At 33.7% G+C, this 24,907-nt stretch carries 25 protein-coding genes and 2 tRNA genes; 7 read left to right on the top strand and 20 right to left on the bottom strand.

What is annotated here, in order from left to right:
• Positions 1-40 precede the first annotated feature (40 nt).
• From prmA to FT986_RS04595, 5 genes are all read right to left on the bottom strand, one after another.
• Entirely contained in the window at positions 41-874 is an 834-nt protein-coding gene (prmA, locus tag FT986_RS04615) for a 50S ribosomal protein L11 methyltransferase (protein ID WP_147864068.1), read from the bottom strand.
• A gap of 1 nt (position 875) precedes the next feature.
• The gene (gene tpiA / locus FT986_RS04610; protein ID WP_147864067.1) at positions 876-1,625 is read right to left on the bottom strand and encodes a triose-phosphate isomerase; all 750 of its coding nucleotides are present in this window, start codon (positions 1,623-1,625) and stop codon (positions 876-878) included.
• A gap of 10 nt (positions 1,626-1,635) precedes the next feature.
• Positions 1,636-2,712, bottom strand: coding sequence for an ABC transporter permease (locus FT986_RS04605; protein WP_147864066.1), 1,077 nt, complete (start codon positions 2,710-2,712; stop codon positions 1,636-1,638).
• 161 nt (positions 2,713-2,873) lie between these two features.
• Positions 2,874-3,971, bottom strand: a complete 1,098-nt coding sequence (locus tag FT986_RS04600) for a BT_3928 family protein (protein WP_147864065.1) — start codon at positions 3,969-3,971, stop codon at positions 2,874-2,876.
• A gap of 14 nt (positions 3,972-3,985) precedes the next feature.
• Positions 3,986-4,531 carry a DUF1599 domain-containing protein gene (locus tag FT986_RS04595; RefSeq protein WP_147864064.1) on the bottom strand — a complete coding sequence of 182 codons (546 nt, stop codon included), beginning with the start codon at positions 4,529-4,531 and terminating at the stop codon, positions 3,986-3,988.
• A 67-nt stretch (positions 4,532-4,598) separates the two neighbouring features.
• On the opposite strand from FT986_RS04595, the gene folP reads away from it, so the two are divergent.
• Positions 4,599-5,417, top strand: a complete 819-nt coding sequence (gene folP, locus FT986_RS04590; RefSeq protein ID WP_147864063.1) for a dihydropteroate synthase — start codon at positions 4,599-4,601, stop codon at positions 5,415-5,417.
• 33 nt (positions 5,418-5,450) lie between these two features.
• A complete protein-coding gene (gene cdaA / locus FT986_RS04585) occupies positions 5,451-6,236 on the top strand; it encodes a diadenylate cyclase CdaA (protein WP_147864062.1) in 786 nt (261 codons plus the stop codon).
• A gap of 4 nt (positions 6,237-6,240) precedes the next feature.
• Here the strand turns inward: cdaA and FT986_RS04580 are convergent, their stop codons facing one another.
• Both FT986_RS04580 and truA read right to left on the bottom strand, forming a co-directional pair.
• A complete protein-coding gene (locus tag FT986_RS04580; protein WP_147864061.1) occupies positions 6,241-8,010 on the bottom strand; it encodes an ABC transporter ATP-binding protein in 1,770 nt (589 codons plus the stop codon).
• Between the two features lie 4 nt (positions 8,011-8,014).
• Positions 8,015-8,755 carry a tRNA pseudouridine(38-40) synthase TruA gene (truA, locus tag FT986_RS04575; protein WP_147864060.1) on the bottom strand — a complete coding sequence of 247 codons (741 nt, stop codon included), beginning with the start codon at positions 8,753-8,755 and terminating at the stop codon, positions 8,015-8,017.
• Between the two features lie 73 nt (positions 8,756-8,828).
• On the opposite strand from truA, the gene FT986_RS04570 reads away from it, so the two are divergent.
• Positions 8,829-9,323 (top strand): metallophosphoesterase, encoded by a 495-nt coding sequence (locus FT986_RS04570; protein ID WP_147864059.1) that lies wholly within the window; start codon positions 8,829-8,831, stop codon positions 9,321-9,323.
• Between the two features lie 162 nt (positions 9,324-9,485).
• On the opposite strand, the gene FT986_RS04565 is transcribed toward FT986_RS04570, so the two are convergent.
• Positions 9,486-9,896, bottom strand: coding sequence for a DUF4293 domain-containing protein (locus FT986_RS04565; RefSeq protein ID WP_147864058.1), 411 nt, complete (start codon positions 9,894-9,896; stop codon positions 9,486-9,488).
• A gap of 205 nt (positions 9,897-10,101) precedes the next feature.
• On the opposite strand from FT986_RS04565, the gene rho reads away from it, so the two are divergent.
• On the top strand, positions 10,102-11,727 hold the full coding sequence (gene rho / locus FT986_RS04560; protein WP_147864057.1) for a transcription termination factor Rho: 1,626 nt from the start codon (positions 10,102-10,104) through the stop codon (positions 11,725-11,727).
• A gap of 149 nt (positions 11,728-11,876) precedes the next feature.
• On the opposite strand, the gene rpsT is transcribed toward rho, so the two are convergent.
• The 4 genes from rpsT to proS all read right to left on the bottom strand — a co-directional run bounded on the left by rpsT (position 11,877) and on the right by proS (position 13,899).
• Complete coding sequence (gene rpsT, locus FT986_RS04555; protein WP_111541739.1) at positions 11,877-12,125, bottom strand: 30S ribosomal protein S20; 249 nt, start codon at positions 12,123-12,125, stop codon at positions 11,877-11,879.
• A 28-nt stretch (positions 12,126-12,153) separates the two neighbouring features.
• Positions 12,154-12,225, bottom strand: a tRNA-Glu gene (locus tag FT986_RS04550).
• A 43-nt stretch (positions 12,226-12,268) separates the two neighbouring features.
• A tRNA-Glu gene (locus tag FT986_RS04545) sits at positions 12,269-12,340 on the bottom strand.
• A gap of 80 nt (positions 12,341-12,420) precedes the next feature.
• A complete protein-coding gene (proS, locus tag FT986_RS04540; RefSeq protein WP_147864056.1) occupies positions 12,421-13,899 on the bottom strand; it encodes a proline--tRNA ligase in 1,479 nt (492 codons plus the stop codon).
• Between the two features lie 99 nt (positions 13,900-13,998).
• Between proS and FT986_RS04535 the strand changes: the two genes are divergently transcribed.
• On the top strand, positions 13,999-15,096 hold the full coding sequence (locus FT986_RS04535; RefSeq protein ID WP_147864055.1) for a hypothetical protein: 1,098 nt from the start codon (positions 13,999-14,001) through the stop codon (positions 15,094-15,096).
• 29 nt (positions 15,097-15,125) lie between these two features.
• A complete protein-coding gene (locus tag FT986_RS04530; protein ID WP_147864054.1) occupies positions 15,126-16,643 on the top strand; it encodes an OmpP1/FadL family transporter in 1,518 nt (505 codons plus the stop codon).
• A gap of 6 nt (positions 16,644-16,649) precedes the next feature.
• Here the strand turns inward: FT986_RS04530 and FT986_RS04525 are convergent, their stop codons facing one another.
• Entirely contained in the window at positions 16,650-17,651 is a 1,002-nt protein-coding gene (locus FT986_RS04525) for an FAD:protein FMN transferase (RefSeq protein WP_147864053.1), read from the bottom strand.
• Positions 17,651-18,010, bottom strand: a complete 360-nt coding sequence (locus FT986_RS04520; RefSeq protein ID WP_147864052.1) for a Na(+)-translocating NADH-quinone reductase subunit F — start codon at positions 18,008-18,010, stop codon at positions 17,651-17,653. Before FT986_RS04520 ends, FT986_RS04525 begins: the two co-directional genes overlap by 1 nt.
• A gap of 118 nt (positions 18,011-18,128) precedes the next feature.
• Here FT986_RS04520 and FT986_RS04515 point away from each other — a divergent pair, with 118 nt between their 5' ends.
• Complete coding sequence (locus FT986_RS04515; protein ID WP_147864051.1) at positions 18,129-18,593, top strand: Na(+)-translocating NADH-quinone reductase subunit F; 465 nt, start codon at positions 18,129-18,131, stop codon at positions 18,591-18,593.
• A gap of 72 nt (positions 18,594-18,665) precedes the next feature.
• Here FT986_RS04515 and nqrF read toward each other — a convergent pair whose 3' ends face one another.
• From nqrF to FT986_RS04485, 6 genes are read right to left on the bottom strand one after another with little or no spacing between them, the layout of a single operon-like run.
• Positions 18,666-19,973, bottom strand: coding sequence for an NADH:ubiquinone reductase (Na(+)-transporting) subunit F (gene nqrF, locus FT986_RS04510; RefSeq protein ID WP_147864050.1), 1,308 nt, complete (start codon positions 19,971-19,973; stop codon positions 18,666-18,668).
• A gap of 1 nt (position 19,974) precedes the next feature.
• Positions 19,975-20,721, bottom strand: coding sequence for an NADH:ubiquinone reductase (Na(+)-transporting) subunit E (gene nqrE / locus FT986_RS04505; RefSeq protein ID WP_111541730.1), 747 nt, complete (start codon positions 20,719-20,721; stop codon positions 19,975-19,977).
• 28 nt (positions 20,722-20,749) lie between these two features.
• A complete protein-coding gene (locus FT986_RS04500; RefSeq protein WP_111541729.1) occupies positions 20,750-21,397 on the bottom strand; it encodes an NADH:ubiquinone reductase (Na(+)-transporting) subunit D in 648 nt (215 codons plus the stop codon).
• A 3-nt stretch (positions 21,398-21,400) separates the two neighbouring features.
• Entirely contained in the window at positions 21,401-22,150 is a 750-nt protein-coding gene (locus FT986_RS04495) for a Na(+)-translocating NADH-quinone reductase subunit C (RefSeq protein ID WP_147864049.1), read from the bottom strand.
• Positions 22,151-22,152: 2 nt separating this feature from the next.
• Positions 22,153-23,370, bottom strand: a complete 1,218-nt coding sequence (locus tag FT986_RS04490; protein ID WP_147864048.1) for an NADH:ubiquinone reductase (Na(+)-transporting) subunit B — start codon at positions 23,368-23,370, stop codon at positions 22,153-22,155.
• A 4-nt stretch (positions 23,371-23,374) separates the two neighbouring features.
• The gene (locus FT986_RS04485) at positions 23,375-24,727 is read right to left on the bottom strand and encodes a Na(+)-translocating NADH-quinone reductase subunit A (protein WP_147864047.1); all 1,353 of its coding nucleotides are present in this window, start codon (positions 24,725-24,727) and stop codon (positions 23,375-23,377) included.
• Positions 24,728-24,907 lie beyond the last annotated feature (180 nt).

Genomic DNA, 24,907 nt, shown 5'->3' with positions numbered 1-24,907 from the left:
CTACGTTACAAAATTAAAGATATTTAGCTAGCCCAATAAATTATTTAACAAATTTTACAGCAACCCAATTTTCTCGAACCAAATGATTGTCGAGTTTTAAGCCTAAACTTTCACATTTTTCTGTAATAATAGGTAAATCCTCTTCGTAAAATCCGCTTAAATAAATCTCACCATTTTCTGCTAAGCAATCCGTGTAAACGGGTAAATCATTTAATAAAATATTACGATTAATATTTGCAATGATAATATCGTAACTTCTCCCAGGGAGTAAAGAAGCTTCCCCCTCTTCTACTTTTATAGTTGAGCAATTGTTACGCTCGACATTTTCTAAAGTATTTAAGTAGCACCAATTATCGATATCTATAGCTTCAACTGGAGTGGCTCCTTTCATTGATGCTAGAATTGCTAAAACTCCTGTACCGCAACCCATATCTAGTACACTTTTTTCTCGCATATCATCTTTTAATATATGCTGAATCATCATATGCGTTGTGGCATGATGTCCAGTACCAAAAGACATTTTAGGTTCGATAACAATATCATACTCCGTTTCCTTTTTTGGATGAAATGGAGCTCTTACTTGACAAACATTATCAACCAAAATAGGAGAGAAATTCTTTTCCCATTCTTCATTCCAATTCACTTGTTCAAACTCTTGAATGGTGTAACTAATCTTAAAATTTTCATTCTCTAAGATTGAAACTTCCTTTACTAAAGCTTCTTGGTGCTGGTCTTTAATAATGTAAGCTTCAATACCTTCTTCGGTTTCTACAAAACTATCAAATCCTAACTCTCCCAGCTCTGCAATTAAAATATCTGATGCGGGTTGAAGTGGTTCAACTTTAAAAAAATAACCAATATATACAGGTGTCATATTAAAAGGAATTAACGATTTGTGTAAAATCTTCGGCTTTAAGCGCTGCTCCGCCAATAAGTCCGCCGTCGACATCTTGCATGGCAAAAATTTCTTTAGCGTTGTTGGGTTTTACGCTTCCGCCGTAGAGAATAGAAACTTTTTCCGCTGTAGCGGAAGAATAAGTATCTGCAATCAATTTTCTAATCTCTGCGTGCATATCTTGTGCTTGCTGCGGACTAGCAGTTTCTCCTGTTCCAATAGCCCAAACTGGCTCGTATGCTAAAGTGATAGATTTCCACTCCTCTTCCGTTAAGGTAAAAACGCTATCGCTTAATTGTTTTTTAACCACCTCTACGTGTTTATTATTTTTTCTAGCTTCTAATTCCTCTCCTATGCAAAATATTATTTTTAAGCCTTTCGCTAAAGCAGATTTAACTTTAGAAGCTAACAACTCGTTATTTTCATTAAAAATACTTCTACGTTCGCTATGACCTAGAATCACAGTTTTTACCTGAAGACTGGTTAACATAGGAGCAGAAATCTCTCCTGTATAAGCACCGTTTTCTGCTTCGTGCATATTCTGCGCTGCAACTTCTATGTTAGTATCATTTAAAATTTCTTTAGCTAAATATAGATTGGTGAAGGAAGGTGCAACCATTACTTTTACTCCATCATTAAAATCTTTCTCTTTTAAATCATTCAGTAAAGTTTTCATTTCCTGTATATCACAGTTCATTTTCCAATTTCCTGCTACTATTTTTTCTCTCATAATTTCTTTTTTAAGTGTTGGCGATTTTTGGGTCTAACCAACCATAAATAATATCTACAAAAATATTAATAAGTATAAACATAAGCGCAATAATTAAAACCGATCCCATAATAATGGGTAGATCTAAGGTATTAAGCGCATTTACAATTTCTTTTCCCAAACCATTCCAGCCAAAAATATATTCTACAAAAACAGCTCCTGCTAACATAGAAGCAAACCAACCAGAAATCGCTGTAATTACGGGATTTAACGCGTTTTTTAATGCGTGCTTACGAATGATGGTGGGCATTGACAAACCTTTTGCTTTGGCTGTTCGTATATAATCCTGTTGTAAAACTTCTAATAAAGAATTTCTCATAAGCTGTATTACAACTGCCAAAGGTCGAATCCCTAAAACAATGGCGGGTAAAATAAGATTTTTGAGCATTAGATGATTTTTCTCTCCAAAATCATCTAATTCATATAAACTTCCGGTGGTGTTTAAATGCGTATATTCTCCCAAAACGTATGCAAAAAACCAAGCAAATAATATAGCGCTAAAAAATGAAGGAACACTCATTCCTACCGTACTCAAAACTTGTATGGTTTTATCGAGCCACGAATCCTTTTGTAACGCTGAAATGATTCCAAAGAAAATTCCGACAAGTAAAGCAATTGTAATTGCGGTAAAAGCGAGCACAAATGTATTAGGCAAAGTTTCTGCAATAACTGTTGATACTTTCTTCCCATTTTTCTGAAAAGATTCTCTTAAATAAGGTGTTTTTAACGCTAAACTCGTTCCTGAAATAGTAAACAGCTTTACTGCGTTATACTTGTTATCATCTAAATATGTATAATCATTTCGCTTTACGGAATGAAACGAAACTGGTGACAAATCATTAATGTAATACAAATACTGAACAGAAATAGGCTGATCAAATCCATATTTTGCTCTTACTGCTTCTAATTGCTCTTCACTTTCATTTTGGCCTAACATCATTTGTGCAGGGTCTCCAGGAAGTACAGTAAATAAGAAAAAGATGATACTTACCACACCAAACAGTGTGAGCAAAGCATAGCCTATTTTATAGATGATATATTTTAGCAACCTAAATCATTTTAAAAGTTTAAAATCTTTGGCAACAAAAAAATTCGATTGTATAGATTTCACTTATAATTATAAAAATCACTAATTACAAAAGAATACGTGTAGATAAGTCAATTGGTAAACAGATCAACTTTATCTTACACTTTGCCAAAGTATCTAGATTACCTGATCTCTAAATCTTCAGCATCATTCCAATGTAACTTTTGCATAATAGTACCTTTTTCTAAAGTTACTAAACCAGGATTAGAACGTACTATTGTTTTAATAGCCGTTTCATCTGCAAAATAAAATGGAATATCGATACCATAAATATCTTTAATTTTACTAATTTCATTAGGTCCAGAAGCAGACAAACCTATAACACGGTATCCTTTTTGTTGTGCTGCTGCAATTTCATCTTTAATAGCACTCCATCCTGCTTTTTCACTTTTAGATAAATTATAGGCAGATACCATAAGTACTTTAGGCGTACTTAAAATTTCTTCTGTAAAATCTTCTCCTCCTTGTTGTAAAGAAAAATCGTGAATTGGCGGTTCATAACCTTCTTCAACAACTTCTGTATTAACTTCTATAAACTCTCCATCGACAGATGGATAAGCACCTTGAGTTGTCACTATTTTTTCTTGTCCGCCTACGTTAAATTTCCAGTTATAATCATACACTGCTTGCTTAGCATCGGCTGGCATTTTCATTCCTTCAGAAATATTTGCTCCAACTTTATAGGCTCTAAAATCTATTGCAGGTAAATGCATTAAAACGTGGTAAGCAAAACCTAAACATCCTATAAACACTACAAATACAATCCACTTATGAGAAGCAGGTTTAAATATAGGGTTAATGTATTTTTGATTAAAAAATAAAATTAATATCAATACACTTAAAATAACATCCTTATAAAAAGATTGCCAAGGCGTTAAGGGAATCGCATCACCAAAACAACCACAATCGGTAACTTTATTAAAATAAGCAGAATAAAATGTAAGAAAAGTAAAAAAGGCAATCATTAGCAGTAAACTCCAAACAGTAAACTTTTTCAAATACCCTAAAAGTAAAGTTACTCCTAGCATTACTTCCGCAATTACTAAGATTACCGCCAAGGCTAAAGCAACTGGAATTAAAAAAGGAATATCTAAAACTCCCGGACTAAAATACTCTTGAAGTTTATATGAAAAACCAACAGGGTCATTGAGTTTTACAAAACCACTAAAAATGAAAAGTATACCTACAAATACTCTAGCAAAGCCAACTAATGCTTTCATAACAATTATTATTTTTAAGATTCGTGGAAGTTAAGAAGAATAAGGGCGAATACGGAATAATTAATCATATCTTGATAATTTGCATCGATCCCCTCACTTACGGTTGTTTTTCCTTTATTATTTTCTATTTGTTTTACGCGAAGAAGTTTTTGTAAAATTAAATCGGTTAATGAACTCACTCGCATTTCTCGCCAAGCTTCCCCATAATCATGATTTTTATTTTCCATCAATTGTTTGGTGACATTTACTTGCCGATCATAATGTTCTAACGCTTTCTCTAGAGAAAAATCGGGTTGCTCTGCCACCCCATTTTCTTGCTGAATTAAAGCCATAATACAATAATTAATAACTCCTATAAATTCTGGTATTTCTCCCTCATCAACTTTCTGCTCAGCATTTTGCTGTAAGCCTCTAATGCGTTGTGCTTTTATGAAAATTTGATCGGTTAACGACGGCAAACGTAAAATTCGCCAAGCGCTACCATAATCTTTCATTTTATGTTGAAACAATTCTCGGCATTTAGAAATGACCGAATCATATTGTAAAGAAGTATTTTGCATGAAAACGCTGTATTTTGCGTAAATTTCGGAGAAATATTTCAACTATTCAAAGTTATTTTATCTTTATATGACAATTAATTGCAACGGAAAGCTTATTTCGCTAGAAACTCCCAAAATCATGGGGATTCTTAACCTTACACCCGACTCATTTTATGATGGTGGATCTTATAAAAATGAACAAGAAATTCTTCAGCAAACCGAAAAAATGCTTGCCGATGGGGCATTTTGTATTGACGTTGGCGCATATAGCTCTCGTCCCAATGCTGAAGACGTTTCCACGGAAAAAGAAATGCAACGTCTAATGCCGGTAATTGAACTCTTACAAAAAGAATTTCCAGATATTATTTTATCTATCGATACCTTTAGAAGCGAAATTGCTAGAAAAGCTGTTGATAGCGGAGCTGCAATTATTAATGACATTTCCGGCGGAAGCCTAGACAAATTAATGATGAAGACTATAGGCGAATTAAAAGTTCCCTATATTTTAATGCACATGCGCGGTACGCCAAAAACGATGCAATCATTAACTCAGTATGATGACCTTTTACAGGATATAATCTACTATTTCTCTAATAAAGTAGCTGAAGCTAGAAGTTTTGGGATTCACGATATTATCCTAGATCCAGGCTTTGGATTTGCTAAAACTACTTCTCAAAATTTTGAATTACTTAAAAATCTTTCTTTATTAAACGTGCTCGAAATTCCCGTTTTAGCTGGACTTTCAAGAAAGTCTATGATTTATAAAACTTTAGAAATTTCAGCTAAAGAAGCTCTTAACGGAACAAGTGTTTTAAATACTTTAGCTCTACAACAAGGTGCTAAATTATTAAGGGTTCACGATGTAAAAGAAGCCAAAGAATGTATTGACTTGGTGGCTCAACTTTAGGATTAAATTTATAAATTTACAAAAAAGCAATATTTGGAAACCTTCAATTTTCTAGACTTACGCATTCTCGATATCATTGATATTTTATTGGTAGCTATACTTCTATATTATATTTACAAATTAGTAAAAGGGAGTGCTGCAATTAATATCTTTATAGGAATCGTAATTGTTTACTTAGCATGGAAACTAACTCAGGTTTTACAAATGGAAATGCTAAGCAGCATTCTTGGGCAATTTATTGGAGTAGGAATGTTTGCTCTTATTGTAGTCTTTCAGCAAGAAATTAGGAAGTTTTTATTAATGGTAGGTTCTACCAATTTTGGAAACAAGAGAAAACTCATTAAACACCTGCGTTTTTTAAGAGATGACGAAAAAGAACTAACTACCGATGTTACATCAATTATTAAAGCTTGTGAAAGTATGGGAAAAAGTTCTACGGGAGCTTTAATAGTTCTTAAGCGAAGTACAAGTTTAGATTTTATAAAAAATTCGGGTGACATTATGGATATTGAATTGAATCAACCCATTTTGGAATCGATATTTTACAAAAACAGTACTTTACACGATGGAGCTTTAATCATTGAAGAGAATAAAATAACGGCCACTCGGGTAATTTTACCCGTAAGTAACGATAGAAGTATCCCACTACGTTTTGGATTAAGACATCGAGCCGCAGTTGGAATTACCGAAAAAACTGATGCTTTAGCTTTAGTAGTAAGTGAAGAAACCGGACAGACCTCTTATATTAAAAATGGCTCATTTGAGATGTTCGAATCCTATGAAGAATTAGGTAATAAATTAAGAGAAGATTTAGAGTAAAACATTACTCCCCTACTTCTTCTTCCATAAATTGCACTTCATAGAGATTTCTATAATAGCCATTTTCTTGCTGAAGTAATTGGTGGTGCGTTCCTATTTCTACAATTTTTCCTGCATCCATTACAATAATTTTATCTGCTTTTTTTATGGTTGCCAGACGATGCGCAATCACAATTGATGTTCGTCCTTTTGTTACTTTATCTGTAGCTTCTTGCATAAGTTGTTCACTATAACTATCTACAGAAGAGGTAGCCTCATCTAATACTAGAATAGATGGGTTACTCACGTAAGCTCTTAAAAATGCTATTAATTGACGCTGACCACTAGACAACATTACTCCGCGTTCTTTCACATTGTAATGATAACCGTTAGGGAGGGTTGCTATAAAATTATGAACCCCAATTTGTTTGGCTGCATCTATTACTTCTTCTTCGGTAATTTCAGGGTTACCTAAAGTAATGTTTTTCATAATAGTATCTGCAAACAAAAATACATCTTGTAACACCACTGCAATCTCATTTCGTAAAGAACGAAGTGTAAATTCTTTGATATTAGTGTTATCTATAGAAATTTCACCACTATCGGTTTCATAAAATCTACTTAATAAATTAATAATGGTACTTTTCCCTGCTCCAGTAGCCCCAACAATTGCAACAGTTTCCCCTGCGTGAACTTCCAGAGAAATACCTTTTACCACTTCTTCTCCCTGAATATAGCTAAAGCGGATATCTTTAAACTTGATCTCTCCGGTTAAATTTTCCGCGGTAAGCGTACCAGTATTTTCTATTTTAGACTTGGTATCTAAGATTGCAAATACCCTATTAGCGGCTACCATACCCATTTGTAAAGTATTAAACTTATCGGCTATTTGTCTTAACGGACGAAATAACATCTGAATAAGTTGAATAAACATCACGATAATACCCAGGTCTAAAGTATCTCCGCTAGTAATTTGTAAACCTCCAAACCAAACGACTAAACCAATAGCGATAGAGCTAGACATTTCAGCAATTGGAAAGAAAATAGAGTTATACCACACTGTCTTAATCCACGCTTTTTTGTGTTTGTGGTTTATATCTTTAAAACGTTTGTATTCTATAGCTTCTCTTCCAAAAATATGTAGAATTTTCATACCCGTAATTCGTTCCTGAACAAAAGAATTAAGATTAGAAACTTGCGTTCTTACTTCTTCAAAAGCAATTTTCATTTTTTGCTGAAATACTCTCGTAGCATATAATATAAACGGAAGTACCGCTAAAACTAAACAGGTTAGTTTCCAATCTTGAAAAAACATAAAGACCAAAACCACTAACATTTTTAGCAAGTCACTTATAATCATAAATAAACCTTGACTAAAAATACTCGCTATCGTTTCTATATCACTTACCGCTCTGGTTACCAAACGTCCTACAGCAGACTGATCATAATATTGCTTTTTAAATTGCAACATATGATCGAAGAGATTAACACGTATATCTCTAATTACTTCTTGCCCTAACCAATTGGCGAAATAAATAAAACAAAATTGAAAAATTACTTCTAAAACAAGCACCCCTAGCATTAAAGCTACATAAAATATAAGGTTATCATTATCTTTAGGAACAATGCTGTCGTTAATTGTAATTTTAGTTAAATAAGGACGTAAAACACCTAGCAGTGAAAGTAATACTGCAGCAAAAGCGACAAAATAAAATGTCCATTTATAAGGATTGGTATATTTAAGCAATCTTCTAAACAAACCAAAATCAAAAGCATTTCCTGTTTTATTCGCCATTTTTTTAATATATTGAATTTGGGTATTCTACTTGTGTTAAAAATAAGCCTTTAGCATCTACTGATTTTCCTGCTAAAGAACGGTTCTTGCTTTGAATAACGTGATGCAAGTCTTCTATATTTCTTTTACCCACGCCTATTTCTAATAAAGTTCCTACAATTGCTCGAACCATATTTCGTAAAAATCGATCGGCTTTAATGGTAAATATCAATTGATGCTCTTTCTTCTCCCAATGCGCATAGGAAATCTTACAATTATACGTAAACACATCGGTTTTAACCTTGGAGAAGCATTCAAAGTCTTTATAATCCAATAAGATTTTTGCAGCTTCATTCATCGCTTCAACATCAATATTTTTCTTAATATAGTAAGCAGTTGCGTTACTAAAGGGATTTTTTTGAGTATCTACGTAATATTTATACTCTCTGGCAATGGCATCAAATCTTGCATGAGCTTTAGGCTGCACTGCAAATAACCTATTTACCGAAATACTAGGTGGCAACATCGTGTTTAACTTGAAAATAAATTCATGAACAATAAATTTTTTTTGTGTTTCAAAATGAGCTAAAATTTGTTTTGCGTGAACTCCCGTATCGGTTCTTCCTGCACCTACAATTTCAACATTTTCTTGCAAAGCGATGCTCAACTTATCTTCAATTACTTCTTGCACAGTGATAACATTGGGTTGTCTTTGCCATCCAAAAAAGTCTTTTCCGTTAAAAGATAAATCAATAAAATACTTCAATCTTAATTCTTATTTTTACCGTGCAAAGATACTTAAACATATTTTTCTACACCTTAGAAAACCCATATCCATTTTGAAAAAGATTTTACTTTTAAGCGACACCCACAGTTATATAGATGATAGAATTTTAGCGTACGCCCGTCAAGCGGATGAAGTTTGGCATGCGGGAGATATTGGAGATCTTAATGTAACCGATAAATTAAAAGAAATAAAACCCTTACGTGCAGTTTTTGGAAATATTGATAACCACGAAGCTCGAAAGGAATTTCCGCTGAATAATAGGTTTATATGTGAAGGTGTTGATGTCTGGATCACTCATATTGGTGGATACCCCAATAAATATTCACCTGCAATAAAAGAAGAAATTACAGAAAATCCGCCTAAACTCTTTATCTCTGGACATTCTCACATTTTAAAAGTAATGCCCGACAAAAAGTTAGGTTTATTACACATGAATCCTGGAGCGTGTGGAAAACATGGTTTTCATCAAGTAAGAACCATGCTTCGGTTTGAGGTTGAACAAGCCGAAATTAAAAACTTAGAAGTAATCGAATTGGGAACACGATAATTTTTTTGCAAAAGGGATAGCAGCGGCAGCCTTTTATGAGGCTTTCGCGGAATAAAAGCTATAGCGAATAGCCCGACCCAGAGGGTTTTGCCCTAATAACTAAAAAACCCAGAAGAAAAATCTCCTGGGTTCTTACGCACTAATACTACTAAGATGTTAGGTTTATCGTAAACGGTCTACAGATTTTACAAGCGCTTCGTCCTTCTTAATGGCTTTATTAGCCATTACAAGTAAAACGATAGAAATAATAGGAAGAAACATCCCAATACCTTTCTCTGAAATTTGCATTTCTCCAGGTATGATTAGCGACCAGTAAACAAAAAATCCTAGTAAAATAAAGTTTAATATGATGTTCAATCTGTTCATTACAAATTGAAGTTTTCTGTCTTTGTAAAGAAATATAGTAGAGAATGCCATAATACAACTCAGTAATAATGCTAAACCTACGTAAGACCTGTCTAAGGCAAACACCTCTTCTCCAGCCTCAGTTACCCAAAGGCTTAAAAAATAAGCTCCTAAAGTGGTAATTAAAACTACAAGTAGTAGATATAAACTTTGTATTCTTTGAATCATTGTTTTTTTAATTCTCTGAGCACAAAAATATAATATTAATTGTATTCTAAAAGTTTAAATTTAAAAATAAAGTTGTATAATTGCATAAACTAGTCGTAACCACTTCAATAAAGGTTACTTATAACTTCAAATTTTTTTCAAAAAAATCTACTTTGAAATTTTAGAAACTTTATTCTAAGAAAATATTATTATACCTCTTTATTAAATGTTAGAAATATCTGAATTAAAAGCAAAAAAGCTTCCTGAGCTTCAAGAAATTGCAAAATCACTTAATGTACCTAAGTACAGAACCCAAAAAAAATTAGATTTAGTTTATCAAATTTTAGATTATCAAGCTGCCAACCCTAATAAGGTAAAAGAAGCTTTAAAAGATGATACTGCAGAAAATAAGCCTGCTCCTACTAAAAAAACACCGGTTAAGAGAGAGCGTAAGCCCGCTCCTAAGCAAAATAAAGAAGAGAAAACTTCTCCCGTAGATAAGAAAGCTCCTGCTAAAAAACCTACTCATAATCCTACCCATAAAGAAGAGAAGAAAGATGAACCTAAAATTTCATCTAAAAACACTCCTTCTAAAGAGCAGGATAGAAAAACTCCTCAGCATAAATCTAATAAAGATAACAATACACGAGGAAAAAAAGAAAATCCTAAATCTAACCACCCAAAGAATAACGGGAATAGAGATAAAAGAAATCGTTACCGTGAGCCAGATTACGAATTTGACGCCATCATAGAAAGTGAAGGTGTCTTAGACATCATGCAAGATGGGTATGGTTTTTTAAGATCTTCTGATTATAATTATCTATCATCTCCTGATGATATTTATGTATCACAATCTCAAATTAGACTTTTTGGTTTAAAAACTGGAGATACTGTTTTAGGACAAATAAGACCACCAAAAGAAGGGGAGAAATATTTTCCTCTTATTAAAATCAATAAAATTAACGGCTTAGACCCTCAAGTAGTAAGAGATCGTGTGTCTTTTGAACACTTAACTCCGCTATTCCCTGAGGAAAAATTCAATATCGCCGAAAAGCAAAGTACAGTTTCAACGAGAATCATCGATTTATTTTCTCCTATTGGAAAAGGACAAAGAGGAATGATTGTTTCTCAACCTAAAACAGGTAAAACAATGCTTCTTAAGGATATTGCAAATGCTATCGCTGCCAATCATCCTGAAGTTTATCAAATTGTACTTTTAATAGATGAACGCCCAGAAGAGGTTACCGATATGCAACGTAACGTTAGCGGAGAGGTTGTTGCTTCTACTTTTGACAAAGAAGCTCACGAACACGTAAAAGTAGCTAATATCGTTCTTGAAAAAGCAAAGAGACTAGTTGAATGCGGGCACGATGTTGTTATTCTTTTAGATTCGATTACCCGTTTAGCAAGAGCATACAATACAGTACAACCTGCTAGTGGAAAAATACTAAGTGGAGGTGTAGATGCCAATGCATTACACAAGCCTAAGCGTTTCTTTGGTGCCGCTAGAAATATTGAAGGTGGTGGATCTTTATCTATTATTGCTACAGCGCTTACCGAGACTGGTTCAAAAATGGACGAAGTAATATTTGAAGAATTTAAAGGTACAGGTAATATGGAACTTCAATTAGATAGAAAAATATCTAACAGAAGAATTTTCCCAGCTATCGATCTTACTTCTTCAAGCACAAGAAGAGATGATATTCTCTTGGATGAAGCTACCATACAGCGTATGTGGGTGCTTAGAAAATATTTAGCAGATATGAACCCTATAGAAGCAATGGAGTTCATTAACGACAAAGTAAAACAAACTAGAAATAACGAAGAGTTTTTAATCTCTATGAATGGATAACAATCCATTTTATAATAACTAATAAAAAAGCCCTAACGAATTCGTTAGGGCTTTTTTATTTAACATTTAAGACAGAAGATAAAAAATTCTACCAAAAAAAGCCCCTAAAAAAGGAGCTTTTAAATATTGTAAGTATAAATTATAATAATTTATAGAGCCGCTACGTGCTTTGCTAATTTTGATTTTAAGTTAGCCGCTTTGTTAGAATGGATCACATTACGCTTTGCTAATTTATCAATCATTGCAACCACAGAAGGAAATAATGCCTCAGCCTCTTTCTTATCTGCACCCTTCAACTTCTTTATGGCATTACGTGTAGTTTTATGTTGGTAACGGTTTCTTAAACGCTTTACCTCACTATTACGTATTCTCTTTAATGCCGACTTATGATTTGCCATAACTCTTTGGTTTATTTATTTTTGATTGTAGTCCGTAGGGGAATCGAACCCCTGTTACATGGATGAAAACCATGCGTCCTAACCCCTAGACGAACGGACCATTAATTATTAATATTTCAATTGAGCAATATGCTCTACTCTTGTAGTCCGTAGGGGAATCGAACCCCTGTTACATGGATGAAAACCATGCGTCCTAACCCCTAGACGAACGGACCGTTATTATTTCAATGCGGATGCAAAAATAATACTTATTTCCAATGTACCAAAACTTAAGTAAAAAAATTTTAAAAAAATTTTAATAAGCCTTAGCAAAAAGAACTCTTTGACTAGAAGGATTGCCCGAAAACACACATTTACCATCCTCTTTATCAGCCTCTAAAGGAATACACCTAATCGTTGCTTTAGTAAGTTCTTTTATTTTAGTCTCTGTCTCTATAGTTCCGTCCCAATGAGCCGAAATAAAACCTCCTTTAGTCTTTAAAACATTTTTGAACTCTTCAAACGTATCTACTTTGGTGGTATGCTCACTTCTATAATCTAAAGCTTTTTGAAACAAAGTATCTTGAATTTCTACCATTAAGCCTTTTACCTTTCCTACAATTTCTGATTGATTTACGAATTCTTTCGTCAACGTATCTCTTCTTGCAAGTTCAACGGTACCCTTTTCTAAATCTTTAGGGCCAATAGCTATTCTTAACGGAACTCCTTGTAATTCATATTGAGCAAACTTCCATCCAGGTTTATGAGTATCACGGTTATCATATTTAACAGAAATACCAGCTTCTCGAAGCTCTGCCGCTAATTCATTTGCGGTTTCTGAAATTTCCTTAAGTTGCTCTTCTCCTTTGTAAATAGGTACAATTACGACTTGATTAGGCGCTAATTTGGGAGGTAAAACTAATCCTTTATCATCACTATGCGTCATAATTAAAGCCCCCATAAGTCTTGTAGAAACACCCCAGCTTGTAGCCCATACGTGTTCTAATTTCCCTTCTTTGCTAGCATATTTCACATCAAAAGCTTTGGCGAAATTTTGTCCTAAGAAATGCGAAGTTCCTGCTTGTAAAGCCTTCCCATCTTGCATTAGAGCCTCAATGCAAAAAGTTTCTTCCGCACCAGCGAATCGCTCACTTTCTGACTTTAATCCTTGCACCACAGGAATAGCCATAAAGTTCTCTAAAAAATTAGCATAAATATTATTCATCTGCTTAGCTTCAGCTAAGGCCTCACCTTTGCTTGCATGAGCTGTATGTCCTTCTTGCCATAAAAACTCTGCAGTTCTCAAAAATAAACGTGTTCTCATTTCCCAACGTACCACATTAGCCCATTGATTGATGAGAATTGGTAAGTCTCTATAAGACTGAATCCAACCTTTGTAGGTATTCCAAATAATAGCTTCTGAAGTTGGCCTAACCACCAGCTCTTCCTCTAGTTTAGCTTCAGGATCTACAATTAATTTTGATTTATCTTCTGGATCGGTTTTAAGCCTATAATGAGTAACCACCGCACATTCTTTAGCAAAACCTTCTGCATTTTTCTCTTCTGCTTCAAATAAACTTTTAGGCACAAATAAAGGGAAGTAAGCATTTTGATGCCCTGTCTCTTTAAACTTAGCATCTAATTCTGCCTGCATTTTTTCCCAAATTGCATACCCATATGGTTTTATAACCATACAGCCTCTAACAGCCGAATTTTCAGCAAGATCTGCTTGCACTACTAATTCGTTATACCATTTAGAATAATCTTTGTTTCTTTCAGTTAGCTTATTACCCATATATAAGATTTGGCACAAATGTTGTGTTTATGTTAATGAATTGTTAGTTCGCACAAAACTAATTAAATTTGATATGTTCAACAATTAAAACCGTAAGATATGCTATATCATCACATAAATATTAAAAAAATCATTCAACTGCCAATGTATTTATTCGCAGTTGTCACTCTAATTTCTTGCGGCTCATACGATAATTCTACTTATGAAGAAGATGGAATTTATGCCAGCAATAATAAAGTTATTAAAAATGAAACTTCTCAAACCATAAAACCAGATAATTATTACGAAAATTACTTTGCTGAACAAAGCGAAAAAATAAATGAAGCTCAGCAATATAATGAAGAAACAGCTGTATTTACAGATGTAGATTCATATTCTTCAAATAACAATCCCAATACTCAAAATATAAATAATGAAGAAGAATATTATGATGAAGGAAATTACAATAATAGTGAGGGAGGTTGGGGCTCTAATTCTTCAAATGTAACGATTAACTATTATGATAATAATCCATATATGTATGGCGGGTTTTATGACCCTTATTACGCATCATGGGGTTATGGTGGCGGATTTTATAACGGTTGGAATATAGGTTTCTCCTCGTGGGGATGGGGCGGCTACTATAGACCTTGGGGTTACTACGGATATGGCGGAGGTTATGGTTATTATGGCTATGGCGGATACTATGGTGGAGGATATTATAATAATCCCTACTACTATGGAAACTACGGCTATGCTTATCACAACAACGGCAGAAATAATAGAGGTAGATATGTTGCGAAAAGCGACTACAGAAGAAATGCCGCTACATCTAGTAGGAATTCAAATTATACCAGACGTGACGCTTCTACAGCAAGAAGAAACACTAACGTTAGGAATTCTAGCAATATAAATGCGCGAAGAAGTTCTAATAGCCGATACAATAGCAACTCTAGGACAAGAACTACCACAAGAAGTAGTTCTACACGATCAAATAACAGAAATAGCTATTATAATAATAGTTCTAGAACCACTAGATCATCTTCTCCTACTTATAATAATTCGAGAACGAGATCTTCTAATACTAGATCTACTAGAAGCACACCAACAACTAGGTCTTCTTCACCTTCAACAAGAAGTAATAGCTCAGGATCATCTACAAGAAGTTCTAGAAGCAGCGGAAGTTCTTCAAGCGGAAGAACATCTAGAAGAAGATAAAATTGCACCTAAACCCATTTTGAAAGATTATGAAATTTAACCTTGCTATAATATTCAGTTTTATATTTACTTGGGGCAACTATGCTCAATCTAGTAATGATGCTTTATTGTTTTCTTCTGAAGACTTGTCGGGTACTGCTAGATTTGTTGCTATGGGAGGAGCGTTTGGAGCCTTAGGAAGAGATATTTCTTCTTTAAAGGTGAATCCTGCTGGTTCTTCTGTTTTCTTACATAATTTCGCTTCATTTTCATTAGCTAATGAATCTTATGAAAATGATGTCCTATACCAAGGCAGCGCTTCTAATAGAAGTAATAATAATTTTTTCATTCCACAAGCTGGTGCTGTTTTTGTTTTCAACAATAGCAACCCAGATGCCAATGTATCTAAATTTACTATTGGTATTACTTACGACCAGAAAAAATCTTTAGATAATCGATTTAACGCTGCAGGAAATAACGAAAGTTCTATTGGAGACTATTTTGTTGATCTCGCTAACGGTGTTCCTCTAGACCTTTTAAATTCATTTTCTTTACAAGATAGATACATCTTTTTAGGAGAGGGAAATTTTAATAATGAAGGTTTTTCGAATACAGATTTGCAAAACGCCTTCCTTGGGTATAATGCTTTTCTTTTTGATCCTGTAAGTGATGATACAAATAACACTTCTTATACCTCTAATGTAAATAGTAATTCGGTTTTTCAAGATTACAATTACCGTTCAACAGGTTTAAATGGAAAGTTTTCTGTAAACGGATCTATGCAATTGTTTGATAATTTTTATGCAGGATTAAATTTAAACAGTCATTTTATCAACTACGAAAGATCCACTTCGTACTATGAAAGCATTGGAGGTTCTAGTGAAATTAACGAAGTAGTTTTTCAAAATAATTTAAGTACTATTGGTATTGGTTTTTCTTTTCAAGTAGGTGCAATCGCCAAAGTAAATGAATTTTTAAGATTAGGTGCTAGTTATGAATCTCCTACTTGGTATACTATATCTGATGAAACTTCTCAATATCTTTATTCATATAGCAATGAGTTTGGAGGCCAAGAAGTAGACCCGTTTGTCACTAATATATTTCCTAATTACAGATTAAGAACTCCAGGAAAACTTGTAGGTAGTTTGGGGTTAGTATTTGGAAAAACAGGAATCCTAAGTTTTGATTATAGTTATAAGGACTACTCAAATATGCAATTGAGTCCTGGCTACGACAACAACACTGATTACCGCATACAAAATCAAAATTTTGAAAACAATTTTGATGCTGCTTCCACATATAGACTTGGTGGAGAATACAGGATACAACGATGGAGTTTACGAGGCGGTTATCGCTATGAAGAAAGTCCGAATTCTAATACTATGAGCGAACTTAATGGTTACTCTGGTGGATTGGGATACGATTTCGGAAAATTACGCTTAGATTTCGCGTATGACTACTCTTCCCAAGATTATAACGCTAATCTTTTACAAACCGGAATTCAAGAAAGAGCTTCAGTAGATTTTAGCAGATCAAATTATATTTTGACTTTAGCAATAGATATGTAGAGTTTTTTATTCTACAATTCTATTTTTAAACCCGACAGACATAAATTCTTGAGCCTCATTATTACTATCTAAATACGTATAGTAAACTTCAATATTTTGAACGCGATTTAAAAACACTTGGGTTTTCTCATGCCCCATAGCCATAATCGTGGTGGCATAAGCATCAGCTTCAGCACAAGTTTCTGCAATTACCGAAGCACTTGTAATATCACCTTGCTCTGCTTTTCCTGTTAAAGGATTAATAGTGTGCACGTATTTATTTCCGCTAAGACTGTCAACTCTAAATTTTCTATAATTCCCACTTGAAGCCAAAGCTTCATCTTTCAACTTTAAAGTATGGGTATAACTACGATCTTCTAATTGAGATTGTATTCCTTCAATCCCCACTAGCCAAGCTTTATTTTTTAAAATATTTTTTCCTTTAACTCTTATCTCTCCCCCCAATTCTATAATATAGTTTTCTATTCCCTTAGATTCTAAAAATTGACCTATAATATCTATACCATAACCTTTAGCTATCGCATTAAAATCTAAATAGGTATTTTTATTTTCTTTACGGATTAGATTTGCTTCCGTCAAGCGGATTTTAGAAAAACCTACCATTTGTCGTAAGGAATCTAAAATCACACTATCTATGACCTTTAAAGGTTTATCTTCTCCAAAACCATAGGCATTGCGTAAAACACCAACTGTAGGGTCAAAATAACCTTTACTCTCATTATAAATACGTTGAGAAATCCTAAAAACTTTTTGAAATGAATCATCTATTTCAATTGTTGAATCTCCCGAATTAATCTTTGAAATATCACTTGTAGGCAAATAAGTGCTTAGCGATTGATTGAATTGATTTACAATAGAATCTATTTGATTTTCGTAATTCTCTTCTTGAAAATATTTAATATGATACTCTGTACCAAAAGCATTCCCCACAAGAAATGTTTCTTTATCTTTTTCGTCTTGGCAAGATATTAATAGCCAAATACAACATAAACTTAATAGGTATTTCATTATACGAGTTTTAATCCAGGATATAATTGGGCGTAATCTTCATCTTTAAGAACTGGTTTTTCAAAATCTTTACCATGTCCCAATCCTACTGCAGCGTAATAGGTAGTAGCATCAAATTTTTCTCCATGATTTTTCACTTTTTGCACAAGTGTTTTATCCATATCTGCTACTTTTTGAGGATGACAAATAGCTTTTACCACTATAAAACTCATTTGCTTTCCCTTTTGAACTACAAACTGAGGATTCCGTTTGAGTTTAGAATTTACAGCTAAAAATTCAAAGCCTTGTTTTTCTAAGTCCTCCCCTACAATATTCATTGCAAGGTTATGTAGTTCTTGTTCTGTTAATTTCTCATTCATTTTACAAATATAAGAAGCATTTTATATTAATATAAACCGAACGTATTAAACTGTTAATCTAAAGTCTAATTATGTGGTTTTGCTGATTTTTAATTAACTTTAGTTAAAACTAAAGCTTATGAGATCCCTAACACCTCGTTTTGACCATGCTATCAGTCAACTTTATAAAGCTTTTCATAGTAACCAATTAAATCCAGAATGCCATTCTCAGTGCGCTGTTGGTAATATATGCAATAATTCAACTGCCTGGCAGTATTTAACAGATCATCACGGTTCTGGAAAGCTAAGTTATGTTGGCCTTATACATCAACGCTTAGGGAGAAAATTTTACGGTTTTCAACCTATAGAATTACTAGAGATCGAACAAACTTTTTTAAAGGGATGCGGATATAAAACACCATTGGCTCATTATAAAAAGAAGGGAAAAAACACCAAAGATGATTTATTTAATGGATTAACAGAAGTCATTAGTTACTTATGCAAATTAGAAAAGATAGATAATATTATGGACTGTTCTCAGATCTTCAATTACAACGTAAATCATACTCCCGAAAAAGAATTATCAATCCTAGAAAAGCTTTAGAACTAGATAGAAATTTTAAATGAAAAAATTTGCAAAATAAAAAAGCCGCTTTCAAAAAGCGGCTTTTTTATTTTATCCTCCGAAATCATCAAATCGGATATTTTCATCTGGGATACCAAAATCTTCACCCATTTTCTGAACAGCTTTGTTCATTAATGGTGGTCCACAGAAGTATAATTCAATTTCTTCTGGTTCTTCATGTTTAGATAGATATTGATCTATTACCACTTGGTGAATAAACCCTACAAAACCGTCTCCTTCTGCATGAATATCATCTTTTACTTTCCAGTTATCTTCCTCTGCTGGTTCCGATAAGGCCAAGTAAAATTTGAAATTATCAAATTCTCTTTCTAATTCTCTAAAGTGTTCAATATAGAACAATTCTCTCTTAGAACGACCTCCATACCAATAAGTAACAGTTCTTCCAGTTCTAAGCGTTTTGAATAGGTGATAAAGATGTGAACGCATTGGCGCCATTCCAGCTCCCCCACCTACATAAAGCATTTCCGCTTCTGACTCGTTGATAAAGAACTCTCCATAAGGACCAGAAATAGTTACCTTATCTCCCTTCTTACAGTTAAAAATATAACTTGAAGCCACACCAGGATTTACAGACATCCAATCGTTTTTAGCACGATCAAATGGAGGCGTAGCAATACGAACATTTAACATCACTTCTCTTCCTTCTGCAGGATAAGAAGCCATCGAGTATGCACGTTCTACAGTCTCTGTATTTTTCATAACTAGTGGCCATAATTTAAATTTATCCCACTCGTCTTGAAATTTGTCTGGAGTTTCATGCTCTTCTGGGTGAGCAGTAATATCCATATCTTCAAACTTTACTTCACAAGGAGGAATTTCAATTTGAATATAACCTCCTGCTTTGTAATTCATATCCTCAGGAATTTCTACTACAAATTCCTTAATAAAAGAGGCTACGTTATAATTACGAACAACAGTTGCTTCCCATTTCTTAATCCCGAAAACTTCTTCTGGGATATGAATGTTCATATCTTGTTTTACTTTTACCTGACAAGATAAACGAGCTCCTTCTTTTAATTCTTTTCTCGAAAAATGAGGAGTTTCAGTTGGAAGAGCTTCTCCTCCACCTTCTAAAACGTGACACTCACATTGAATACAAGTACCCCCACCACCACAAGCTGATGGTAAAAATATCTTTTGATTTCCTAAAGTAGAAAGAAGAGTTCCTCCAGAGTCTACTTCAATTTTCTTCTCATCATTGATAGTAATAGTTACAGGTCCTGATGGTGAAAGTTTTTGTTTTGTAAATAATAGTAATGCAACTAATAATAAAGTAAGAACCAAAAAGGCTAAAACTGTTGCAATTACTACTCCTAATGTGCTTGCTGCTAAAAACATATTATTGATTTGTATTGTGTTCTGAAACCACAAAAGTAGTTCCTGAAGATTGTACATCGCTCTCTTCTATGGTTTCTTCGTTAAAACCAACATTTTCTGGATTACCATCTAAAGAAGGTTTCTTTTCTTCTCCCCCAGTTAACATTCCTCCAAAACTCATAAACCCGATAGCCATTAATCCTGTAATAATAAATGTAATTCCTAAACCTCTTAATGGAGCAGGCACATTACTATAACGTATTTTTTCTCTAATTGCAGCGATAGCTACGATGGCTAAAAACCAACCTATACCCGATCCAAAACCATAATTAAGCGCTAAACCTAAAGTTCCAATATCTCTAGATTGCATAAATAATGAACCTCCTAAGATGGCACAGTTTACAGCAATAAGAGGTAAGAATATACCTAATGAGTTATACAATGAAGGTGAAAATTTCTCTACAATAATCTCTACTAATTGAACCATTGTAGCAATGGTTGCAATAAATAAAATAAAAGAAAGGAAACTTAAATCATAGTCTGCATATTCTGCTCCTAACCATACTAATGCTCCTTCTCTTAAGATATATTGATCTAATAACCAGTTTAAAGGTACAGTTACTGTTAATACAAAGATTACAGCAGCTCCTAACCCTACAGCGGTACTTACTTTTTTAGATACAGCTAAATAAGAACACATTCCTAAGAAATATGCAAATACCATGTTATCTACAAAAATGGATTTAAAAAATAATTCTAAATGTTCCATATGATTTTATTTTATAGCGTTTTTGCTATTAATTTTCTTCAATTAGTTCTTTGTTCTTACTTCTTTGTACCCAAATGATAATACCTACCACTATAAGAGCCATTGGAGGCAATACCATAAAACCGTTATTTTCATAACCTATAGCATATAGTCCTGTTTTTTCTACAGAATCTCCTAATACTTTAAATCCGAATAAAGTTCCTGAACCTAAAAGCTCTCTAAAGAAACCTACAATGATTAAGATTAAACCATAACCTGCTGCATTTCCTATTCCGTCAAGGAAAGATTTCCAAGGACCGTTACCTAAAGCGAATGCTTCAAAACGTCCCATAATAATACAGTTGGTAATAATTAATCCAATAAATACGGATAGTTCTTTACTGAGTGAATAAGCAAAAGCTTTTAAAACTTGGTCTACAATAATAACCAATGTCGCCACTACTACTAATTGAACGATAATTCTAATTTTTGAAGGAATAATGTTTCTCATTAAAGAAATCACTACGTTTCCTACTCCCAATACAAACACTACCGAAATAGCCATTACAATTGACGGTTTTAATTGTGCCGTAATTGCTAATGCAGAACAGATACCTAATACCTGAATAGTAATTGGGTTGTTATCTGCTAATGGGTCTGTGATTAATTTTGAATCTTTTTTTGATAATAGTCCCATGGCTTATTTATTTAATGATTGAAAATAAGGTACATACATTTTAACATCTTTCTTTAGCATCGTAGCTACACCAGTACCAGTAATGGTTGCTCCAGCTAAAGCGTCTACTTGATTGTCTGAAGTATCTGTATTCTTAGGATCATTGTTGCTTTTTGAAACATCAATACCTTTAAACGCATCTCCATTAAGAAACTTTTCTCCTGTGAAATCATCCATAAAGTAACGTTGCTTAATTTCTGCTCCAAGACCTGGAGTTTCTCCTTTATGATCGTAGTAAACTCCCTGAATTGTCATGGACTTATCTACAGCCACAAATCCCCAAATAGCATCCCAAAGACCTTTACCTCTTACAGGCATAATGTAAATCTCTTTACCATCTTTTTCTGCTACAAACAAAGGAAGTCTTCTCTCGTAAGAATCATCTTTTGCTTTAGTTTCTTCTTTTTTCAAATCTATTAAGTAAGCCTCATCATTTTCGGTTACTTTATCTCCTTGAATTACCAATTGTTTCTTGATGTAAGTATTAAACTCTGCTTCTACTTTATCAGTAGAAATAAACTCTACATCGTTAGCCCCTTGATTATTATTTACACCCATAGCGTAAAGAATATTCTGTTGCTTTTCGTATTTCTCGTTAGCTTTAATCATAGGCTTTAATCCGCTAGCGAATCCTGCCAGTAGAGAACCTACAACCACCACCATAATGATAGCAAAAATGACGGTATAGCTATTTTTATCTGTATTAATTGCCATGGTTATGCTGTTTTAACTTTTAAACGTTTTTGTCTTCTCTTGATATTCCCTTGAAGAACATAATGATCTATGGTTGGAGCAAAAACATTCATTAATAAAATTGCTAAGAAAACTCCTTCAGGATAAGCTGGATTAAATACTCTAATCATAATAGAGATAAATCCGATAAGGAAACCGTAAATCCATTTTCCTTTATTAGTTTGTGAAGCCGTCACTGGATCTGTCGCCATATAAACTGCTCCAAACAACAAACCTCCAACTAATAAGTGTTCCCAGAAAGGTAAACTCATTAATCCGTAAAACTTAGAAGTATTTTCTATCCATCCTGCATCTACAACACCATTAAATATAAGTCCCATTACTAAAGCACCTATAAGTGTACTTAAGATAATTCTCCAACTTCCAACCTTGGTAAAGATTAAAAATAATGCTCCTATAATAATTAAGAGTTTTGAAGTTTCTCCTACAGATCCTGGAATAAAACCAAAGAACATATCTTGTAAACTATACATTACTTCTTGGTTTTGCGCATAGCTCCCCAAAATAGTTTCTCCAGAAATCGCATCTAAATTAGCTCCTCCAGCAATTTCTTTAGAACGTTCTACTGCTCCGTGTACCCAAACTTTATCTCCACTCATCCAAGTTGGATATGCGAAGAATAAGAAAGCACGAATAGTTAGTGCTGGGTTAAGAATATTCATTCCTGTTCCTCCAAACACTTCTTTACCTATAACTACTCCAAAAATAACCGCTACAGCAAGCATCCATAATGGAATATCTACTGGTACGATAAGTGGAACTAACATCCCTGTTACTAAGTAACCTTCTTCAACTTCGTGACCTTTAATTACAGCAAATAAAAATTCTACTGCAAGACCTACTCCGTAAGAAACAATAACTAACGGTAAGATGGTAAGACATCCCATTAAGAAATTATCCATCGTAAAAAAGTTCTCTAGAGGAGCTGCTCTTAAACTTTCATCTAAAGCTGCATAATGCTGGTATCCTGCATTGAACACCCCAAATAACAAACAAGGAACCAAGGCCATAATAACCGTATTCATAGTTCTCTTTAAATCATCTGCTGCACGAACATGTGAACCAGAATGAGTAGTTTCATTTGGCAGGTATAAAAAAGTATGCAATGCATTAAATGCTGGGGCCATTTTTTTACCCTCATACTTTTTCTTTAGCTTATGTAAATTTTCTTTCAATCCCATAATACTATCCTATTTCTTTATACATTAAATCTAATCCTTTTCTAATAATCTCTTGATGCGGCTGCTTAGATACACATATAAATTCTGTCAAAGCAAAATCTTCTGGAGCAACTTCATACATTCCAAGCACTTCCATTTGATCTAAGTCTTGCACCATACAAGCTTTAAGAGTTTGTAACGGATAAATATCTAAAGGAAAAACTTCTTCATAATTTCCTGTAAGTACAAAAGCTCTATGTTCACCATTTGTATTTGTGTTCAGCTCATATTTCTTATTAGGTGATAACCAAGAAAAAGTTAATGCTCTAGAAGTAGATACTTTATTGAAAATTGGCTTATTCCATCCAAAAAATTCATAATCATCCCCTTCAGGGATTATGGTTACCATATTTGCATTGTAACCTAAAAATCCATCTTTAGCTTCTTTCTTACCTGTAAGAACATCACCACTAATTACACGTACATTGTCTTCGTTAAGACCTGCATCGCTAACTATCCCGCTAAGGTTACTACCTAAAACGGTACGGTAGTATTTAGGAGCTTTAACACTAGAACCTGCTACTGCAATTGTTCTTTCTGGATTAAATTTACCAGTAAGTAACAACTCACCTATAGTCACCAAGTTTTGAGCATCGAGTGTCCAAATTGTCTCTCCTTTATTTACTGGAGCAATCATTGCAATTTGAGTACCTACATTCCCTGCTGGATGTGGCCCTTCTACTGAATGTAACTCTATATCTTTTAAAGAAGAAAACACAGAAGACTTTTTGTCTCTTACTCCTACGTGTACTTTACCTTCTGTCATTTTAGACAAAGCGGTTAACGCAGCCTGAAGTTCTTTTTCTTTTCCGTTTAGCACAAAATCATAATCTGGTGCTAATGGAGCTGATGAAAATCCTGAAATAAAAATATCTCTTGGCATTGTTTCTGCCTCAGCGATCACGTCATAAGGACGTTGCTTTATAAATGGCCAACAACCACCTTCTAAAAGTCTCGACTTAAGCACCTCTGCATCTGAGCTCTCAACATTTAAAGAACCTAAATCCTTTACTTCCTGCTGAGCATCAGCTTCGATAATGATACTTAAAATCACTCTTTTAGCACCTCTTTCTATAGTGGTTAAAGTACCACTAACAGGTGAAACAATTTTAATATCTTTATTGTCTTTGGAATAAAAAATGGGATCTCCCACTTTTACTTTCGCTCCTTCTTTGACCATCATTTTAGGAACAACTAAGTGAAATTCTGATGGTTTTATTGCAAAAGTCTTAGATTTTGGAGCGTTAGAGATGGTTTTTTCAGCCTCCCCTTTTAAGCGCAAATCTAGACCTTTCCTAACTTTAATGTCTTTTGACATAATCTTGTATAAGTTAATATTCGCGGTTGCAAATTTAATAATTAAATCCTCTTCTAGCTTCAAACTTAATTACAAGTTGCTTATTTATATAAATTCTAAATAAACTAGTTTTACAAAGTAGATTTACTTCCGTGAAAACGGCACATTTTATGTATATTTAACCGCAATTATTTTGTTGAT

It is taken from the genome of Mesonia sp. K4-1 (genome assembly GCF_008017825.1).
GTDB lineage: Bacteria > Bacteroidota > Bacteroidia > Flavobacteriales > Flavobacteriaceae > Mesonia.
This window is presented reverse-complemented; position numbering and strand designations above follow the sequence as displayed.

Excerpts from the sequence above, each read along its gene's own strand:
- rho (WP_147864057.1), top strand. The coding sequence starts at position 10,102 with ATGTTAGAAATATCTGAATTAAAAGCAAAAAAGCTTCCTGAGCTTCAA.
- tpiA (WP_147864067.1), bottom strand. The coding sequence starts at position 1,625 with ATGAGAGAAAAAATAGTAGCAGGAAATTGGAAAATGAACTGTGATATA.
- FT986_RS04520 (WP_147864052.1), bottom strand. The coding sequence starts at position 18,010 with ATGAATGAGAAATTAACAGAACAAGAACTACATAACCTTGCAATGAAT.
- FT986_RS04595 (WP_147864064.1), bottom strand. The coding sequence starts at position 4,531 with ATGCAAAATACTTCTTTACAATATGATTCGGTCATTTCTAAATGCCGA.
- nqrE (WP_111541730.1), bottom strand. The coding sequence starts at position 20,721 with ATGGAACATTTAGAATTATTTTTTAAATCCATTTTTGTAGATAACATG.
- FT986_RS04495 (WP_147864049.1), bottom strand. The coding sequence starts at position 22,150 with ATGGCAATTAATACAGATAAAAATAGCTATACCGTCATTTTTGCTATC.
- rpsT (WP_111541739.1), bottom strand. The coding sequence starts at position 12,125 with ATGGCAAATCATAAGTCGGCATTAAAGAGAATACGTAATAGTGAGGTA.
- FT986_RS04490 (WP_147864048.1), bottom strand. The coding sequence starts at position 23,370 with ATGGGATTGAAAGAAAATTTACATAAGCTAAAGAAAAAGTATGAGGGT.
- FT986_RS04525 (WP_147864053.1), bottom strand. The coding sequence starts at position 17,651 with ATGAAATACCTATTAAGTTTATGTTGTATTTGGCTATTAATATCTTGC.
- FT986_RS04565 (WP_147864058.1), bottom strand. The coding sequence starts at position 9,896 with ATGATTCAAAGAATACAAAGTTTATATCTACTACTTGTAGTTTTAATT.
- FT986_RS04500 (WP_111541729.1), bottom strand. The coding sequence starts at position 21,397 with ATGGGACTATTATCAAAAAAAGATTCAAAATTAATCACAGACCCATTA.
- FT986_RS04515 (WP_147864051.1), top strand. The coding sequence starts at position 18,129 with ATGAGATCCCTAACACCTCGTTTTGACCATGCTATCAGTCAACTTTAT.
- FT986_RS04580 (WP_147864061.1), bottom strand. The coding sequence starts at position 8,010 with ATGGCGAATAAAACAGGAAATGCTTTTGATTTTGGTTTGTTTAGAAGA.
- folP (WP_147864063.1), top strand. The coding sequence starts at position 4,599 with ATGACAATTAATTGCAACGGAAAGCTTATTTCGCTAGAAACTCCCAAA.
- nqrF (WP_147864050.1), bottom strand. The coding sequence starts at position 19,973 with ATGTTTTTAGCAGCAAGCACATTAGGAGTAGTAATTGCAACAGTTTTA.
- prmA (WP_147864068.1), bottom strand. The coding sequence starts at position 874 with ATGACACCTGTATATATTGGTTATTTTTTTAAAGTTGAACCACTTCAA.
- FT986_RS04530 (WP_147864054.1), top strand. The coding sequence starts at position 15,126 with ATGAAATTTAACCTTGCTATAATATTCAGTTTTATATTTACTTGGGGC.
- FT986_RS04535 (WP_147864055.1), top strand. The coding sequence starts at position 13,999 with ATGCTATATCATCACATAAATATTAAAAAAATCATTCAACTGCCAATG.
- FT986_RS04600 (WP_147864065.1), bottom strand. The coding sequence starts at position 3,971 with ATGAAAGCATTAGTTGGCTTTGCTAGAGTATTTGTAGGTATACTTTTC.
- FT986_RS04485 (WP_147864047.1), bottom strand. The coding sequence starts at position 24,727 with ATGTCAAAAGACATTAAAGTTAGGAAAGGTCTAGATTTGCGCTTAAAA.
- proS (WP_147864056.1), bottom strand. The coding sequence starts at position 13,899 with ATGGGTAATAAGCTAACTGAAAGAAACAAAGATTATTCTAAATGGTAT.